The organism is Burkholderia sp. AU6039 (assembly GCF_002223365.1).
GTDB lineage: Bacteria > Pseudomonadota > Gammaproteobacteria > Burkholderiales > Burkholderiaceae > Burkholderia.
In genome coordinates, this window is sequence record NZ_NKFK01000005.1 from 105,184 (window position 1) to 122,121 (window position 16,938).

A 16,938-nucleotide genomic window follows, 5' to 3' on the forward strand; every position below is an offset into this window, starting at 1 on the left:
TCGAGGAGTCGATCATGGATTTTGGCTACACCCCGAAAGTGGAAGAACTGCGCAGCCGCGTGCGCGCATTCATGGACGCGCACATCGTGCCGCGCATTCGCCAGTGGAACGAGGAAGTGCATGCGGGCCAGTATCCCGTGTCGTTCATGGAGGAGCTGAAAGCGCGCGCGAAGACGGAAGGGCTGTGGAACCTGTTCCTGCCGCACCTGAAGGACGACGAGCCCGGCATGGGCCTGACGAACCTCGAATACGCGCCGCTCGCCGAGATCATGGGGCGGGTGGGCTGGGCGTCGGAAGTGTTCAACTGCAACGCGCCGGACACCGGCAACATGGAGCTGCTGCACATGTTCGCGACGCCCGAGCAGCGCGAACAGTGGCTGAAGCCGCTCTTGCGCGGCGAGATCCGCTCGGCGTTCGCGATGACGGAGCCCGACGTGGCGTCGTCGGATGCGACGAACATCACGACGCGCATCGAGCGCGTGGGCGACGAGTACGTGATCAACGGCCGCAAGTGGTTCATCACGAACGCCGCGCATCCGAACTGCAAGATCTTCATCGTGATGGGCAAGACCGATCCCGAGGCCGCGTCGCACCAGCAGCAGAGCATGATCCTCGTGCCGCGCGACACGCCGGGCGTGACGATCGTGCGCAACATCACGGTGGTCAATCACTACGCGCCGGAAGGGCACTGCGAGATCACGTTCGACAACGTGCGTGTGCCGGCGCGCAACCTGCTCGGAGAGGAAGGCAGCGGCTTCGCGCTCGCGCAGGCCCGCCTCGGGCCGGGCCGCATCCACCACTGCATGCGTTCGATCGGCGCGGCCGAGCTTGCGCTGGAGCTGATGGTCGACCGCGCGCAATCGCGCGTCGCGTTCGGCAAGCCGTTGAACAAGCACGGCACGGTCGGCGAATGGATCGCGCGCTCGCGCATCGAGATCGAGCAGGCGCGTTTGCTGGTGCTGAAGGCCGCGTGGATGATCGACAAGGTCGGTGCGAAGGCTGCCCGCAAGGAAATCTCGATGATCAAGGCGCTGGTGCCGACCGTCTATACGGACGTGTGCGACCGCGCGATGCAGGTGTTCGGCGCGGCGGGGTTGAGCCCCGATACGCCGCTCGCCGACCACTGGACCTGGGGCCGCGCGCTGCGCTTCGCCGACGGCCCGGACGAGGTGCACCTGCAGGCGATCGCGCGAATGGAAATCAAGGACGGCGAGCCGGGTTCGACGGCCGCGTACCTGACGCCGCCGCTGCGCGGCTGAGCATCGCGCCACGATGCGCAGGGCCGTGGACGAACGAGAGGCGCACGCCGTAAGATGCCGGCAAGGAGATCCGGCGATGCGCCTTTCGAAGATTGACCTGAACCTGTTCGTCGTATTCGACGCGATCTACACCAAGCGCAACCTGACGCGCGCGGCCGAGGTGCTGAACCTCACGCAGCCGGCCGTCAGCAACGCGCTGGCACGGCTGCGCAAGACCCTGAACGATCCGCTGTTCGTCAGCACGCCGGCCGGGATGATGCCCACGCCGCTGGCCGAGAACATCGTCGGCCGCGTGCGCGAGGCGATGCAGCTGCTCGATTCGAGCGCGCACGAAGGCGACGTGTTCGATCCGGCGTCGTCGACGCGCGTGTTCCGGATGAGCATGAGCGACCTGACCGAGGCGCTGCTGCTGCCCGCGCTCGGTGAACTGCTGCAGACGCATGCGCCCGGCATGCACGTGCGCAGCTACACGATGGACCGCCGCGAAGTCGCGACCGCGCTCGCGAACGGCTCCGTCGACCTCGCGATCGACGCGCCGCTGATCGGCGATCCGCACCTGCACCAGGCGCTGCTCGTGCGCGACCGCTATGCGTGCATGATCCGCGACGATCACCCGTTCAAGGGCGACACGCTCACCATGGACGACTACCTTGCGATGGGGCACATCCACGTGTCGAGCCGCCGCAAGGGCAGCGGGCACGTCGACGCGGAGCTGACGCGCCTCGGGCTGCGCCGCACGATCCAGATGCGCGTGCAGCACTACATGGTCGCGCCGCTGATCGCGATGCGCGGCGATCTCGCGCTGACGGCGCCGCTGCGGCTGCTGCAGCGCTATCCGGCGCGGATTCTCGAACTGCCGTTCGAGATGCCGGGCCTCGAATACTTTTGCTACTGGCATCGCAGCGCCGATCAGGACCAGGGCAGCCGGTGGCTGCGCGAGCAACTGATGACGCTGATGGGCGGGATCGGCGACGCGCAGTGATGCGTGTGCAGCGACCCTTGGCAACTTCGGCGTGAGCCGACTGCACATCGAGTGGCCTTCTCGATGACGCGGATGCAAGCCGCCCCGCGATAACCGCGCATCAACGACGCGCTTGCGCGGCCGCTTCGACCGCGTCGCGAAATCGCTGCAGCGCGGGCAGGCCGGCCATCGTCGCGAGATGGATCAGCGCGATCTCCCCCACCGGCATGACCGGAAAACCGATGACCTTGCGGATCACGCCCATGCGCGCGTAGTGCAGCACGGCCGACTGGGGCGCGACGGTCAATGCGCCGAGCGCGTCGGCCATCTGCAGGTTCGTGTGAAACGACATCGATTCAACGAGCGGGCGCGGCGGCATCAGGCCGTGATCGACGAACAGCGCGTCGAAGGCGCGGCGCGTATCGGTGCCGGCATGCGGGATGATCCATGCTTCGCGCTGCAACTGCTCCGTCGAGATGCGTCGCGCATCGGCGAACGGATGCGCGAGCGGGCACGCGATCGCCAGCGGTTCTTCGTACACGGGCAGGATCGTCACGTCGAGCCCGTCGAGCTTCGATAACGCTTCCGCGTCGGGGCGACTGATGATGCAGTCGATCCGCCCGGCGGACAGCGCGTCCAGCAGCCCAGAGACGTTCGATTCCATGACCGTGAGCCGGGGCGCCGGAGCGTCCCGTGTCAGGTGCCGCATGATCTGCGGCAACAGCGCGACGCTGACCACGGGCAGCATGCCGATGCGCAGCAGCGGCCGGCCTTCGTCGTTGCCGTCGCCGGCCAGCGCGACGTCGAACTGCGCGAGTGCGATCCGCAGGCGCTGCAGGACGGCTTCGCCGTCGGCGGTCAGCCGTCCGCCGCGCGCGCCGCGCGTCACGAGCATCGTGCCGAACACCGCTTCCATCTCCTGCAGCATTTTCGTGATCGCCGGCTGGGACAGGTGCAGCGTGCGGGCGGCCGCGGCGAGCGAGCCGCCGTCTGCGACCAACTCAAGCATGCGCAAGTGCCGCAGCCGCAGGAAATTGCCCGCATTGCGTCGCCCGGAAATCAGGTCGGGATTCATGTTTTCGGAAGGCTGGTTCATGAATCTTCAATTTTCATGAAAGCGCAACCTGCCCACAATAGCGACTCGACCTAATGGAGAGAGACATGCGCAAGGGGTTGGGGCAAGCAGGGGACCGGCAACGGCAGCCGGCCGGGTCGCCGAGCCGTCGGGCGGCAGCGAAAGGGGCGAAAGGGGCGGCGGGAGCGCGGACATGACGGCATTCAAACCGCTCACCGGGATTCGCGTGCTGGATTTCACGCACGTCATCGCGGGCCCGCTGGCGACGTTCCATCTGGCACAACTCGGCGCCGAGGTCGTCAAGGTCGAGAACCGCAACGGCGGCGACGTGATGCGCCGCGGCAATGGCCGGATGGGCTTCGTTGCGCTGAACGCCGGCAAGCGCTCCATCGAACTGGACCTGAGCGACGCAGGCGACCGCGACCAGGCGCTCGAACTCGCACGCGAAGCCGACGTGCTGGTCGACAGCCTGCGACCGGGCGTGCTCGATCGCTTCGGTCTGGGCGATGGCCCGCTGCGCGCGCTGAATCCCGGGCTCGTGTATTGCGCGATCAGCGGCTGGGGCAACGCCGGCGCGTGGCGGAACCGGCCCGCCTACGACCACGTCGTCCAGGCGGCGACAGGCATGACGTTGATGGCCGGCCGCGAAGGCGAGCCGCCGGTCAAGACGGGCTTTCCGGTGGTCGATGCCGGCACGGGGCTCGTTGCCGCGATGGCGATCCTGGCCGCACTGCGCGAGCGGGATACAACCGGTCTCGGGCGCTATCTCGACGTGTCGATGACCGGCGCCGCGTTGCAGTTGATGTATCCGTTCGCCTGCCAGGCGCTCACGGGCCGCGTGGCGCCGCCACGGGTCGGCAACCAGGGCTACTCGGGCAGTCCGGCGGCGGATCTGTTCGCCACCCGGGACGGCTGGGTCGCGCTGGGCGCCAACACACCACGGCAACTGGCTGCCGCGCTCGGCGTACTGGGGCGCGCCGACATCGCACGCGATCCCCGCTATTTCGATCCGCCGCTCGATGCCGGCGGGCCGGCCGCGTTCCTGCGCGCCAGCGACCCGGCGGCGTTGCGCACCGCACTGGCCACCGCGATCCGGGAATGGCGCGCGGCCGATCTCGAGGAAGCGTGCGCCGGCGTCGGCGTTGCCTGCGCGAAGGTGCGCACGATCGTCGAGTTCGTCGACGACGCGATGAACCACGACGCGCTCGAATCCGTCATGTTGTCCGACGGCGACTGCAGCGTGCTGTCGCCGGGCCTGGGCTACCGCGTGCACGCATCGCGTCCTGACGGAGGGGCATCGGCATGAACACCGGAACGGAATGCTCGACGGACGGCGGCGGCATGGCCGCGCGCAGTGAGGCGGATCGGGTGTACGCGCGCATCACGAGGCATCTCGTGCCGCTGTTGTTCCTGTGTTACCTGGCCGCGTTCGTCAATCGCAACAACATCGGCCTCGCGAAGCTGCAGATGCAGGGCGCGCTCGGATTCACCGACGCGGTATACGGTGTCGCGGCCTCGGCGTTCTTCGTCGGGATCCTCCTGTTCGAACTGCCGAGCAACCTGATGCTGCGGCGGGTCGGCGTGCGTCGCACCCTGCTGCGGATCATGGTGTTGTGGGGCGTGGTCGCGGCCGCGACGATGTTCGTCAGGACGCCTGCCCAGTTCTACACGCTGCGCTTCCTGCTCGGCGCGTTCGAGGCGGGATTCTTCCCCGGCGTCGTGGTGTATCTCACGTTCTGGTTTCCAGCCGAGCGCCGCGCGAAGGTCATTGCGCTGTTCATGACGGCCGCCGCCGCGGCCGGGCTGGTGACCGGGCCGGTATCGGGCTGGGTATTGAACTCGATGGGTGGCGTGGCCGGCCTCGGCGGCTGGCAATGGCTGATGCTGCTGGAAGGCGTGCCGAGCGTCGTGCTCGGCGTGATCGCGTACCGGGTGCTGCCCGAAGGCCCCGAACAGGCACGCTGGCTGTCGCCTGACGAGCGCCGCATCGTGCAGCAGGCACTGGGTGCGCCCGAGGGGCCGCATGTCGCCGGCCATCCATTGCGCGCCGCGCTGCGGGAGCCGTGCGTCTATCTGCTGGGCTTCACGACGTTCTCGCTCGGGTGCGCGACCAACCTGCTGATTTTCTGGCTGCCGTCCATCATCGAGGCGACCGGCGTCACGAACCTGCAGCACGTCGGCCTGTATGTCGTGATCCCGAACCTGACCGGCACGATCGCGATGGTCTGGTACGGCCGTCGTTCGGACCGGCGCCGCGAGCGTCACGTGCATTTCATCGTCGCGGTCGGCGCGGGCATTGCCGGACTGTGCACGATGGCCGTCTCGCACGGTGCGCTGTCCGGCGTCATGGCCGGCGCCATCGTCGCGACCTGCGGCATCGCGTCCGCCTATCCGGTGCTCTGGGCGATCGCGACACGCCTGTTGCCGCGCGACGCCGCCGCCGCCGGCGTCGCGCTGATCTCGAGCATGGGCGCCGCATCCGGCGTGAGTTCCGCGCTGTTCGGCGCGATTCGCGTGCGGGCAGGCAGCCTCGACCCGGCGCTCTATCTCGTCGCGCTCGCGCTCGTCGCCGTGGTGCTGCTGTTCGCCTGCGTCATCCGTCCCAAGGCCGTCGAAGCGGCACTCATCAACCAGGAACTACGCTCATGAATCAGACCTTCACGGCCACGAAGCCGGTGCTGGGGCCGGCTCCCTTCTTCGACCAAGCCGAATTGCTCGACGAATCGACGCTGCAGCCCGAGATCGTTTCGGATGACGTGCGCGAGAGCCGGCATCGCGCCGGGCGCCGGGTTCGCGTCATCGAGCTGACCTTCACCAGCCAGCAATGGCATGGGCTCGTCTGGCGGCATCCCGCCCGCATCTATGTGCCCGACGGTTACGACGGCGACGGCGCGGCCGGCATCATCGGCACGGAACGCCAGGCCTTCGAGCCCGGGGAATGGGCGCGGCGCGTCATTCCCGGCTCGACGCTCGATACCGAGGGCGAATACGCGGAAGGCACCGCGCTCGACTTCGGGATGCCGGTCATGATCTTCGCGAATCCGGCCGATTGCCCGTTCGGCCTCGACGAATCGGATTTCACCGGCTATGCGCTGAAGAAGATGCTGGAGACCGGCGACCTGACCTGGAACGGGTACTACCCGATCGCCAAGGCATATCTGCGCGCCATCACGCTGCTGCATTCGCTCGCGGGCATCGGGACGAAGCGGGCCGTCCTGCTCGGCCATTCGAAACGCGGGGTCGGCGTGGCCATTGCGTCGGGCGCGGACCCGGACCGGGTGGCAGGCGTGATGGTGTGCGGCTACCACGGCGGAAACAACCTGTATCACCTTGCGACGAAGTTCGCCGAGTTCGGGCCGCACGTCGCCGGGCCGTCGGAGTCACGTGCCGGGCCTGGCTTCCAGGGGGCGGAGACGATGCTGCGTGCACTCAACAATCCGGTCGGCTTTCAGATGCTGATGCATTTCGATCCGTATCTGTGGCGTGACCGGATCAAGGCTGCGTACCTCGTCGCGCTCGGCACGAACGACGAGTTCTTCGCGCTCGGCGCGCCCAACAGCATGATGACCGACATGGCGGGCGACAAGGCCTATCTCGCCATCGACAACGTGCGTCATTCGTGGGTCTCCACGAAGCATCTGGCGGCGTGGCGGATGTGGCTCGCCCGCACCTTTGCCGGCCGTCGCGTTCCCGGCACGCCGGTGGTCCGGCATGAGATTGCCGGTGACAGGCTGGACGTGGCCGCGCGCGTCGAGCCGGAGCAGGTGTCGGGTGTCAGGCTGTTCCACGCGTTTCATCCGGTGTCGCAGGACTGGCGCAGCGCCACGTGGCAATCGACGCCGATGGCGGCGCGCGACGGCGCGTGGCACGCCGCGCTGAACCTGCGGGCGGGCTACAACCTCGCGTGGTATGTCGAGGTCGAGCACGACGGCGCGGGCGGGCCGGGATACGTCAGCTCGCTCGTGCAGAACGTCGGGCAGCTCGCCGAGTAATCCAGGAGGACGGGGATCGGCGAACGCGCGGAACGCCGATCCCGGCAGTAACCGGTAGCAACCCGCGGTGGCTGTCGGTGAATCGTTTCGGTATGCGAATGATGAAGTGAGGCGGTGACGAACACATAAAGCCAGGCACTGGCAGGAGGAGACGGATGAGAACATTCGCATGGGTGGCATTGCTCGGCGCATTGCCGGGCATCGGCATGGCGCAGTCGAGCGTGACCCTCTACGGGCAGATCGGCGGCGGGATTCGATGGACCAACGGCATGCAAGGCGGGAGCGCCGTGGGGTACAACAACAACCTGATCGCGGGCAACGATTTCGGCATCCGGGGAAGGGAGAACCTGGGCGGCGGGTTCAAGGCGCTGTTCGTGCTCGATGGCTCGTTCAGCAGCGGCACCGGCGCACTGAAGACGTCCGGCACGCTGTTTTCGCAGGCGGCGTACGTGGGCGTGACGGGCGGCTTCGGGCGCCTGACGTTCGGGCGCCAGTTCAACGCGGCGACCGACTTCGGGATCGTCGTGGATCCGGCAGGCGGGCGCGGCCAGTCGCTTGCCATCGAGCCCGGGGTGCTGTGGAGCGGCAATCCGTTCACGCTCGATTCCCGCTTCAACAACACGATCAAGTACATTGCCGAACTGGGCGGCCTGCGTGTTGCGGCGAGCTATTCGCCCGGCGGCGTCGCCGGCAATACGCGCGCCGGAACCAATTTTTCCGCTGCGGCGATGTACCAGTACCAGACGGTGCTCGGCGGCGCGTCCTACGCGAAGACGTACAGCGCCGACGCGACGCAGTACGCGCAGACCTGGATGGCGGGCGGGACCTGGCAGATCGGTGCCGGCCGGCTCTATGCGAGCTACTCGGCCCTCGACGTATCGAGCGCGAACGCGAACCGGCCGCATCGCCGCGACAAGATTCCCGCGCTGGGTGTCGTCTATCAGGCCACACCGTTCCTGCAGTTCACGGCCGGCATGTACGACGACATCGGCAGCAATCTCGGCAATCGGCGCGATGCGGACGGGCACAAGCTCACGACGTATGCGGTCGTCGAATACTTCCTGTCGAAGCGCACCGAGATCTATGCGGAGTTCGATCGAAACGGCTTCTCCGGTGCGTACCGCACCGATCCGACCAATATCGCGGCCATCGGCTTGCGGCCCGGCGGCAGCGGCATGACGGGGGCATCGATTGGCCTGATGACGAAGTTCTGAGCGTCGGTCGCCGTCATTTTTCGTATGTGAAGGGAGACTCAATGAAAGCATTGCAACGTGGATGGGGCGCGATCGTCGTGGCACTCGGCATCGTGGCCGTCGCCGGCGCCGCGCGAGCGGCATCGGATCCGGCGTCGACAACCGTTGCCAGCGGGGTATCGGCGGACAACGCGCGGCGGGCCGAAGACCGGCGCCTGACGCGTCGTGTCAGCGCCGCACTCGCTCGCACGCGCGGGCTGAATGCGACGCGCATCATGGTGCGTGTCCGGAGCGGCGTCGTGACGCTGCGCGGTGGCGTGAGCGACGGCCAGCAGGCCGCGATGGCCGTGGAGGCGGCCCGGCAAGTCGACGGGGTGACGCAGGTGACGAACCAGCTTCGCCTGGGTGAGCAGATGCCGTGATCGGTGCGGGCTGCTCCGATGCAGAACGATCGGAGGGGGCCCGCGCATCCGGCAGGTATGCCGGCCGAGGCGTGCGAGTGCCGCTACCGGGAGTGTTCGCGCCAACACCTTCGCCACGTTCAGCCTCGCATTGCGCGTGGCGATCGTCATCGAATCGATTCGACGCGCGTCCGGTTTCGCGCGTGCGGGTGCGACGGCTCGTCATCGACAGTTGCGGCGACGCATTCCATCGGTAGAATCAGCACTTCCCGAACGGAGTGCCTCGCATGGACTCTCACGCCCCGAACCGAGGCGCACTGGCGCCTCTCGCCTACCACGAAGCCGTGGCGGACTATTTGTACCGGCACGAGCCGGACGTCTGGCGCTGGACCGGCGAGCGCACGACCCATGCAGAACAGCTCGAATCGCTGCGAGCGTCGTTGCTGCGTGAAACCTACCGGATCGATGCGGACGCCCACGGCGATGTCCATGCCGCGCTGGCGCTGGCGATGGAGCGACTGGGGATCGTCGGTGTGCCGGCCACGCTCTACCAATCGCCGGGTACCCAGATGAATGCGTCGCTCGTTTTCGTACCGGGCGAGATTCACATCCTGTTGCAGGGGGCCGTGCTCGAGCGCCTGTCGTCTCTCGAGCTGCTGGCGATCCTCGGGCACGAGCTCGCGCACTATCTGCTGTGGTCGCTCGACGGTGGCAGGTTCCTGACGGCAGACCGGATCCTCAACGACGCGGTGGCCGCACCCGGCGGAGCCGACAGTCACCGCGAGACGTTCCGGCGTTACGCGTTGCACACCGAACTCTTCGCCGATCGCGGGGGCGCAATGGCGGCCGGCGCGGTCGCACCGGCCGTTTCGACACTCGTGAAGGTGCAGACGGGCATCAGTACGGTCGATGCCGCCGCATATTTGCGCCAGGCCGCCGAAGTCGAATCGAACGAATCCGGCGCCAGTGCCGCGTTGAGCCATCCCGAGACCTTCATCCGTGCACGCGCGCTCGCCTTGTGGTGGGACGGCGAGGCCAGCCTCGACGACTGGATCGACGCGCGTCTGCACGGTCCGCTTTCGCTGGAGCGGCTCGATTTGCCAGGCCAGGCGCGTCTGCAGGCACTGACGCGCGGGTTCGTTGCGCACTATCTCGACGGCGCGTCGCTGGCGAGCGATGCCGTGCTGGCCCAGGTTCGCATGCTGTTTCCGGATTGGCGTGACGACGAACCCGTTGCCGGCCCGGACGCGTTCGAGGCGGTGGGCGCCGACGACAGCGTGCGCGGCTATCTGAATGCGCTGATGATGGATCTTGCGCTGGCGGACCCCGATCAGCGGGACGTTGCGTTGCTGCGTGCCGGGCAGGTTGCCCGGGCGCTCGGCAGCCTGGATGCATTGCAACTCAACCTTCGGCGCGACGCGGGCCTCGGCAAGCGCGAACTCGAACGCTACAAGCGGCAACTGGCCCAGGAGAAGGACGCATGACCGACAGGATCGCCGACGGTGCGCCGCGCACGCTGCGCACGCTGATTGCCGCGCAGGCCGGCGCGGCCTTGCCGACCGATGATGTGCTCGTCCTGGTGCTGCCGCTGTTCGGGCAGGTTGCCGAACTGCATGCGCGGGATAAGGTGGCGGCGCTCGATGCCGACGGCATCGTGATCGACGAAGCGGGTCGGCTGGCGCTGCGACGCCCCGAAGGCGACATGCCGCAGATGGATGTCGGCGCCGTGCATCGCGTGCAGCCGCATCCGGCATCGGGCCTGAACATCGTCGGCGCGCTGCGGCTGGACTCCACGCCCGACGGCCAGCACAGCCAGACCGATCTCGCGTTGCAGCTCGATGCGGCGGCGCCGATCGAGCGTCCGGTCTTTTTGCCCGGCTACGCGAGCTGGGAACGATCGATCGGCCATCACGACGAGATCACCGACGTGTTCGCGCTGGGGATGGTACTGGCGAGCCTCGCATGCGGGCTGAACTTCGAAACGGGGAGCGACCTGCAAGCGTTCGTTGCGCATCGGCGCAATCTGTTCGTGCTGCACGAGCGGCTGCATCCGATCGTTGCGGCGGTGATCGTCGAGATGACGGAGGTGAACCGCCATGACCGTGCGACTGACGTGGCGGCCCTGGCGATGCGGCTGCGCACCTGGCGCGAGCAGCCGCTCGGCCTGGACGTCGAGCGTGCGCTGGCGGGGGCGACGGGCGCGGCATCGCGCCGTGGCGCCGTGCTGACGCACCTGCGTGACCGGCTGTTCGATCTGTCGCGTCGCAACCGGCTGCTGCATTTCCGTCCGACCGCGGCGACCGTCAACCTGACCGTTGCCAGCGTGCCGCTGATGCTGCAGATCGAAAGCGTGCGTCCGGAGCACATCTGCACGTGGGGCGGGCCGTTCGCGGCCGACCTCGTGGCCGGCAAGGCCGTGCCGTTGCAGCAATGGCTGCGGTTCGACGATCAGCCCTACCTGCCGGCGTCGCTCGACCGGCTGATCGCCGATACGCGCCGCGAACGTGCCGAGTTCGGCTTCAGCAACCTGCGTCTCGTGGTCGCGTTCCTGCGCTGGCACAACCTGAAGGAGACTCCCGACGAGCGTATCGTGTCGCCGCTGCTCTGGTTGCCGGTCGAACTCGTCAAGCGCAAGGGCGTGCGCGATCAGTACGTGATCCAGTGCACCGGCGGTGACGCCGAATTCAATCCGGTGTTGCGGCACCACCTGAGCCAGCTCTACGACATCCGGCTGCCCGAAACGGTCGATCTGGGCAAGATCACGCTGGCCGAGATTCATGCGGACATCCTGGCGCAGATCCGGCGTTCCGAGCCGTCGGTCGAGCTTCGGCTCGTCGACAGGGCGTCGATTCGCATGGTGCGCCAGAAGGCGCTGCAGCGCATGCAGCAATACCGGCGACGCAAGCCCGCCGCGCGGGCCGGCGATGCGCGCAGCAGCCGGCTGCCGTCGTTCAGCTACGCGCAGGACGACTACCGCCCGCTCGGCCGTGCGCTGTTCGAGGAATGGGTGCGGCCGAGCGAACTGCCGCAGCGTTTCGAGGCCGGCGCCGCGCCGGGCGCCAGCCTGCGTCGACCGCAGATGGCCGACGCGGCGGGCGAGGCCGTCGACGAGCGGCAGGGTTACGTGCTGCAGGAGTCGGAGGGGCATCGCTACGCGTGGGATCTCGACCTGACGCAGGTAACGCTGGCCAACTTCAACTACAGGAAGATGTCGCTGGTACGCGACTACGCGCAACTGCTCGAGGAGACCAGCGCGAATCCGGCGTTCGACCGCGTGTTCTCGATCGAGCCGCGCGAGGTGGAAACGTCCGCTGCCACCCCGCTGCCGGCAGGCGAGCAGTGGAACGTGGTGGCGTCCGATGCAACCCAGAATGCGTCGGTGAGCCTGGCCCGCGGCCAGCGCAGCTTCATCATTCAAGGCCCGCCCGGCACCGGCAAGTCGCAGACCATCACTAACCTCATCGCGGATTACGCGGGGCGCGGCGAGCGTGTGCTGTTCGTATGTGAAAAGCGCGCGGCGCTGGACGTGGTGTTCCACCGGCTCAAGCAGAGCGGGCTGGACGCGCTGTGTTGCCTGATCCATGACTCGCAGACCGACAAGAAGGCGTTCATCGCCGATCTGAAGACCTGCTACGAGCGCTGGATCGCCCAATCGCACGACAGCGAAGCGCTGCACGCACGGCGCGCGACACTGATCGATGCGCTCGACGTGCAGCAGCAACGCATCGATGCGTTTGAAGCCGTGATGGCGGAGACGCCCGACGCGTTGGGCGCCAGCGTACGTACCTTGCTGCGCCGGCTGGCTGCGCTGCCGGTTGCGCCGGACGTGGGGTTCGCGTTGCGGGAGCGCCTGCCGGCGCTTGCGGTCTGGGATCAGCACGGAGAGCTGACCCAGCGTGTACATCGTGCGATGCGCGAGCGGTTCGGCGCGAACAGTCTGGCTTCGCAACCCTTCGCGCGGCTGTCGGCGGCGCTGCTGGCCGACGAACGCGCATTCGGACGGGCCGAGCAGCTGTGCCGGGACGCCGAGGCGCTGTTCGACCTGCTCGATCCGGTGCTCGACCACGCGGTGGCGTCGATCGGGCATGACACGGCACTGCCGCGTGCATGCGCGATCGCCGCCGACAGCCAGTGGCTGATCGATACGGGTCTCGCCGCGCATCTCGACGTGCTCGAGCCGGCCTCGTCCGCGCAGGCGGCATTGCGGGAAGTTCGCGACGCGCTGTCCGCGCACGCGGCGGCGCTGACTGCCGCGCGCGCCGCCACCGTGCACTGGCGAGACAAGCTGTCGCCGGGCGATACCGCGTCCGCGCTGGCGCTCGCGCGCCGGTTCGAGACGTCGGCGATGCGTTGGCTGCAGCCGGCATGGTGGCGGTTGCGCGGCGAGCTCCGGCGTCGCTACGATTTCGGGCAGCATGCGGTGCATCCCGGTTACGTCAAGGTACTGGAGCAGCTTGCCGCCGAGCAGGCGGCGGCGGCCGCGCTCGACGCAGCCGATGTCGAATGCCGCAAGCGCTACGGCGTGAGCGAGATGGGTGCGTTCCTGCACGCGCTGGCCGAACTGGAAACCCGCCTGGATTCGGACGGCGATCTGCGCGACCGGATCGCGCATCTGCGTCAGGCCGTCGATCCGCTTGCCGCGGCGCGTCTCGATGCCGGTGCACGCGAGGCGCTCGACAAGCTGGCGCGCCGCGTCCGCGAAAACCTGGTCATGGACGACGACGTGTCGTTGGCCGACATTGCCGAAGCGCTACGCGACCTTCGGGAGGGGCTGGACGACCTGCCTGACTTGCTGCCGCTGCTGCGCGCCGTGCATGCGGCCGCTCCCGCGTATGCGGCGACGCTTCAGTCCATCGATCTCGCGCCCGTGGAGATGGAGGCACTGATTGCCGACGAGGCGTTGCGCAGGCTGGAGCGCGAGAATCCGGTGCTCGCGCGATTCGGCGGCGCGGCGCTGGCCCAGGCTGCGCGCGCTGCCGGCCGGATCCAGCACGAACTGCTGGCCGTGAACGCCCAGGTGGTGAGCGCGACGTTGCATCGGCAGTTTGCCGAGCACGTGCGCCAGTCTTCGCTGTCGGCCACGCAACTCGATGCCGACGGCAAGACCTTCAAGAAGCGCTACGCGACCGGCCGGCGCGAGCTCGAACACGAATTCGGCAAGAGCATGCGACACCGCTCGATCCGCGATCTCGCCGACGACGAAACGGGCATGGTCGTCAATGATCTGAAACCGGTCTGGCTGATGAGTCCGCTATCCGTATCGGATACGCTGCCGCTGTCGCCCGATCTGTTCGACGTGGTGATCTTCGACGAGGCCAGCCAGATTCCCACCGAGGAATCCGTGCCCGCGCTCAGCCGTGCCCGGCAGGTCGTGGTGGTCGGCGACGAGATGCAGTTGCCTCCCACGAGCTTTTTCACGGCTGCGGGCACGGAGGGCGAGGACGAGATCGTAATCGAGGAGGAAGGCGAGCGCATCGCCATCAATCTCGACTCCGACAGCCTGCTGAATCAGGCGGCGCGCAATCTGCCCGCGACGCTTCTGGCGTGGCACTACCGCAGCCGGCACGAAGCGTTGATCAGTTTTTCCAATGCGGCGTTCTACGACGGTCGTCTCGTGACGATCCCCGATCGGATGCTCGAGCGAGCCGACGATGACGTGAAGCCGGTGCGATCGAGCCAGGACGACGCAGGCATAGCGGGTACCGATGCGCTGCTCGCGCGGCCGATCAGTTTCCACCGGCTCGACGACGGCGTGTACGTCGAGCGCAGCAACGCACCCGAAGCACGTTACATTGCGTCGGTCGTACGGGAGATGCTGCGCCGGGAGACGGGCCTGAGCCTCGGGATCGTCGCGTTTTCCGAGGCACAGCAGCGCGCGATCGAAACCGCGCTGGAGGCGCTGGCGGCCGAGGACGCCGATTTCGCCGCGCGACTGGAGCGCGAATACGTGCGCGAGGACGACGACCAGTTCAACGGCCTATTCGTCAAGAACCTGGAAAACGTCCAGGGCGACGAGCGCGACGTGATCATCCTCAGTATCTGCTACGCGCCGGGTCCCGACGGCAAGATGCTGATGAATTTCGGGCCGATCAACCAGCGCGGCGGCGAGAAGCGGCTCAACGTCATCTTCAGCCGCGCAAGGCACCGGATGGCCGTCGTCTCGACCATCCAGGCCGACGCGATTACCAACGTGCACAACGACGGCGCGGCCGCCCTGCGCGCGTTTCTGCAATTTGCGCAGGCCAGCGCCACAGGCCAGTTCGACCGTGCGCAGGCCGTGCTCGGTGCGCTGAATCAAGGTGCGCGCGATGCCTTCGCGCGACGGACGTCGTCCGACGCCATTCGTGACGCACTGGCCGAAGCGTTGCGCGCGCGCGGCCATCGGGTCGACGTTGATGTCGGCCGTTCGCAATTCCGCTGCGACCTGGCGATCGTCGGTGCGTCGAAGCAGGACTATGCGCTGGCCATCCTGCTCGACAACCCGGCCAATGCCGTGGCCGATACGGCGGAACGCTACGTATTCCGGCCCGGCATTCTGCGCGGCTTCGGCTGGCGCGTGCTCGACATCCCCGGGAAAGACTGGCTGGATGACTCGGCCGCGGTGCTGGCACGCATCGAGGCGATGCTCGCGGATGGCGAAGATCGTGCGCTCGACCAGGAAATCGAATTGCCGATGTCATCCGTTCAGACGTCGGCGCATGGCTCGACGGCTGCGGAGCAGGCGACCGTGGCGGAGGCCGGCGTGACGACGGAATGGGTGCGATCGCTGCGGTTCGAGCAAGGCACCTCCAGCAAGTTCTGGCGCGCCAGCGTGCGAGGCACCGAGCTGAACGTGACCTACGGCCGTATCGGGACGAACGGGCAAGCCAACCTGAAGCAATTCGCAACTGTCGAACGGGCGCGACGCGAGATGGACAAGCTGGTGGCGGAGAAGCTGCGCAAGGGCTATGTCGAAGATCCGGCCGCGTGACGGCCGATGCCCTCTCTCGGCCCATGCCCCGTCCACCGCTTGAACGCGCGCCGGAAGTTGTGCGCGTCGCTGAACCCGACTTCGTGCGCGACGTCCTCGATCGACAGCCGCGGGTTGCTCAGCAGCGTGAATGCGCGCTTGCGGCGGATCGTGTCGATCACCGTCTGATACGACACGCCCTGATCGGCGAGCCGCCGCCGGAGTGTGCGCTCGCTCATGCACAGCTGCGCGGCGATCGCCGCGAGCGACGGCGCGTGCCGCAGGTCGCGCCGCATGATCCGTTCGATCGATTCGAGAAATTCGGTGCCTTCGGGTTCGGGCGGCAGCGCGTCCTGCAGGAATTCGAGCGTCTGGCGATGCGCGAGCGGGTCGTGGGTCGCGATCGGGCGGTTGCCGAGCGCGGCGTCGCACGAGAACAGGTTCTGCTCCTGTTCGAACCGCACCGGGCACGGGAACACACGCGCGTATTGTTCCGCATAGGCCGGCGGCGGGTAGCTGAGATCGACGCCCTTCGGCTGGAACGCGGGGCCGACGAGCGAGCGCCCGATCTTCATGAAGCTGCCGAACGCTTCCTCGACGAGGAACGCCTCGATGTCGGGTTCGAGGAAGACGTTGGTCGCGCGGATCGACAGCGTGCGTGCATCCGACGTCACGTCGAAGCGCAACAGCGGCCCCGTGTGGCGCTGCAGTTCCATCCCGACCGCGATCGCCTCCTTCAGCGTCGGGCTCGTCAGCATCGCATAGCCGACCAGGCCGATCGACGCGATCGTCTCGCTCGTGCCGAGTTCGAGGCCGAGCGCCCGCCCCGGCGCCATCTCGAGCGCGCGGCGGATCATCGTGCTCGCCTGGCGCAAGGAAATCCGGCACGACGGATTCGACAGGTCCGCGACGTCGAAGCCGAGCCCGAGGCACAGCCGCGTGGGGTCGATGCCCAGTTCCTTGCTTGTCTCCGCGAGGCACCGCAACAGATGGACCGGCAGATTCGCCGTCGTATAACGGTCGGGTTCGTCCATGGATGCTCCGTATTTTTTTCCATGGATTGTACTCGTCCCGCCCGGCCGGAAACCCGGTGCCGCCCCGGCCGCGA

Annotated in this window: 11 protein-coding genes; 9 read left to right on the forward strand and 2 right to left on the reverse strand. The window is 67.6% G+C overall.

Annotated elements, in window-relative coordinates; genetic code table 11:
• Positions 1-14 precede the first annotated feature (14 nt).
• Together CFB39_RS18210 and CFB39_RS18215 are read left to right on the forward strand one after the other, a co-directional pair.
• Positions 15-1,259, forward strand: coding sequence for an acyl-CoA dehydrogenase family protein (locus CFB39_RS18210; RefSeq protein ID WP_089473882.1), 1,245 nt, complete (start codon positions 15-17; stop codon positions 1,257-1,259).
• Between the two features lie 76 nt (positions 1,260-1,335).
• Positions 1,336-2,241: a LysR family transcriptional regulator gene (locus CFB39_RS18215; protein ID WP_089473883.1), complete on the forward strand. Its 906-nt coding sequence runs from the start codon at positions 1,336-1,338 to the stop codon at positions 2,239-2,241.
• Positions 2,242-2,341: 100 nt separating this feature from the next.
• Here the strand turns inward: CFB39_RS18215 and CFB39_RS18220 are convergent, their stop codons facing one another.
• A complete protein-coding gene (locus CFB39_RS18220) occupies positions 2,342-3,316 on the reverse strand; it encodes a LysR substrate-binding domain-containing protein (protein ID WP_089473884.1) in 975 nt (324 codons plus the stop codon).
• A 172-nt stretch (positions 3,317-3,488) separates the two neighbouring features.
• Between CFB39_RS18220 and CFB39_RS18225 the strand changes: the two genes are divergently transcribed.
• From CFB39_RS18225 to CFB39_RS18255, 7 genes are all read left to right on the forward strand, one after another.
• Entirely contained in the window at positions 3,489-4,601 is a 1,113-nt protein-coding gene (locus CFB39_RS18225) for a CaiB/BaiF CoA-transferase family protein (protein WP_089473885.1), read from the forward strand.
• Entirely contained in the window at positions 4,598-5,944 is a 1,347-nt protein-coding gene (locus tag CFB39_RS18230; RefSeq protein ID WP_089473886.1) for an MFS transporter, read from the forward strand. The genes CFB39_RS18225 and CFB39_RS18230 overlap by 4 nt, the downstream gene beginning before the upstream one ends.
• Positions 5,941-7,287, forward strand: a complete 1,347-nt coding sequence (locus tag CFB39_RS18235; protein ID WP_089473887.1) for a PhoPQ-activated protein PqaA family protein — start codon at positions 5,941-5,943, stop codon at positions 7,285-7,287. The genes CFB39_RS18230 and CFB39_RS18235 overlap by 4 nt, the downstream gene beginning before the upstream one ends.
• A gap of 155 nt (positions 7,288-7,442) precedes the next feature.
• Complete coding sequence (locus tag CFB39_RS18240; RefSeq protein ID WP_089473888.1) at positions 7,443-8,501, forward strand: porin; 1,059 nt, start codon at positions 7,443-7,445, stop codon at positions 8,499-8,501.
• A 41-nt stretch (positions 8,502-8,542) separates the two neighbouring features.
• Positions 8,543-8,902, forward strand: coding sequence for a BON domain-containing protein (locus CFB39_RS18245; protein WP_089428604.1), 360 nt, complete (start codon positions 8,543-8,545; stop codon positions 8,900-8,902).
• 266 nt (positions 8,903-9,168) lie between these two features.
• Complete coding sequence (locus CFB39_RS18250) at positions 9,169-10,365, forward strand: hydrolase (RefSeq protein ID WP_089473889.1); 1,197 nt, start codon at positions 9,169-9,171, stop codon at positions 10,363-10,365.
• A complete protein-coding gene (locus CFB39_RS18255) occupies positions 10,362-15,851 on the forward strand; it encodes an AAA domain-containing protein (protein ID WP_089473890.1) in 5,490 nt (1,829 codons plus the stop codon). The genes CFB39_RS18250 and CFB39_RS18255 overlap by 4 nt, the downstream gene beginning before the upstream one ends.
• Here the strand turns inward: CFB39_RS18255 and CFB39_RS18260 are convergent.
• Positions 15,827-16,864, reverse strand: a complete 1,038-nt coding sequence (locus tag CFB39_RS18260) for an AraC family transcriptional regulator (RefSeq protein ID WP_089473891.1) — start codon at positions 16,862-16,864, stop codon at positions 15,827-15,829. The genes CFB39_RS18255 and CFB39_RS18260 overlap by 25 nt on opposite strands.
• Positions 16,865-16,938: the final 74 nt, after the last annotated feature.

Bases quoted from the DNA above. Each gene is read 5' to 3' on its own strand.
- CFB39_RS18210 (WP_089473882.1), top strand. From the start codon at position 15: ATGGATTTTGGCTACACCCCGAAAGTGGAAGAACTGCGCAGCCGCGTG.
- CFB39_RS18215 (WP_089473883.1), top strand. From the start codon at position 1,336: ATGCGCCTTTCGAAGATTGACCTGAACCTGTTCGTCGTATTCGACGCG.
- CFB39_RS18220 (WP_089473884.1), bottom strand. From the start codon at position 3,316: ATGAACCAGCCTTCCGAAAACATGAATCCCGACCTGATTTCCGGGCGA.
- CFB39_RS18225 (WP_089473885.1), top strand. From the start codon at position 3,489: ATGACGGCATTCAAACCGCTCACCGGGATTCGCGTGCTGGATTTCACG.
- CFB39_RS18230 (WP_089473886.1), top strand. From the start codon at position 4,598: ATGAACACCGGAACGGAATGCTCGACGGACGGCGGCGGCATGGCCGCG.
- CFB39_RS18235 (WP_089473887.1), top strand. From the start codon at position 5,941: ATGAATCAGACCTTCACGGCCACGAAGCCGGTGCTGGGGCCGGCTCCC.
- CFB39_RS18240 (WP_089473888.1), top strand. From the start codon at position 7,443: ATGAGAACATTCGCATGGGTGGCATTGCTCGGCGCATTGCCGGGCATC.
- CFB39_RS18245 (WP_089428604.1), top strand. From the start codon at position 8,543: ATGAAAGCATTGCAACGTGGATGGGGCGCGATCGTCGTGGCACTCGGC.
- CFB39_RS18250 (WP_089473889.1), top strand. From the start codon at position 9,169: ATGGACTCTCACGCCCCGAACCGAGGCGCACTGGCGCCTCTCGCCTAC.
- CFB39_RS18255 (WP_089473890.1), top strand. From the start codon at position 10,362: ATGACCGACAGGATCGCCGACGGTGCGCCGCGCACGCTGCGCACGCTG.
- CFB39_RS18260 (WP_089473891.1), bottom strand. From the start codon at position 16,864: ATGGACGAACCCGACCGTTATACGACGGCGAATCTGCCGGTCCATCTG.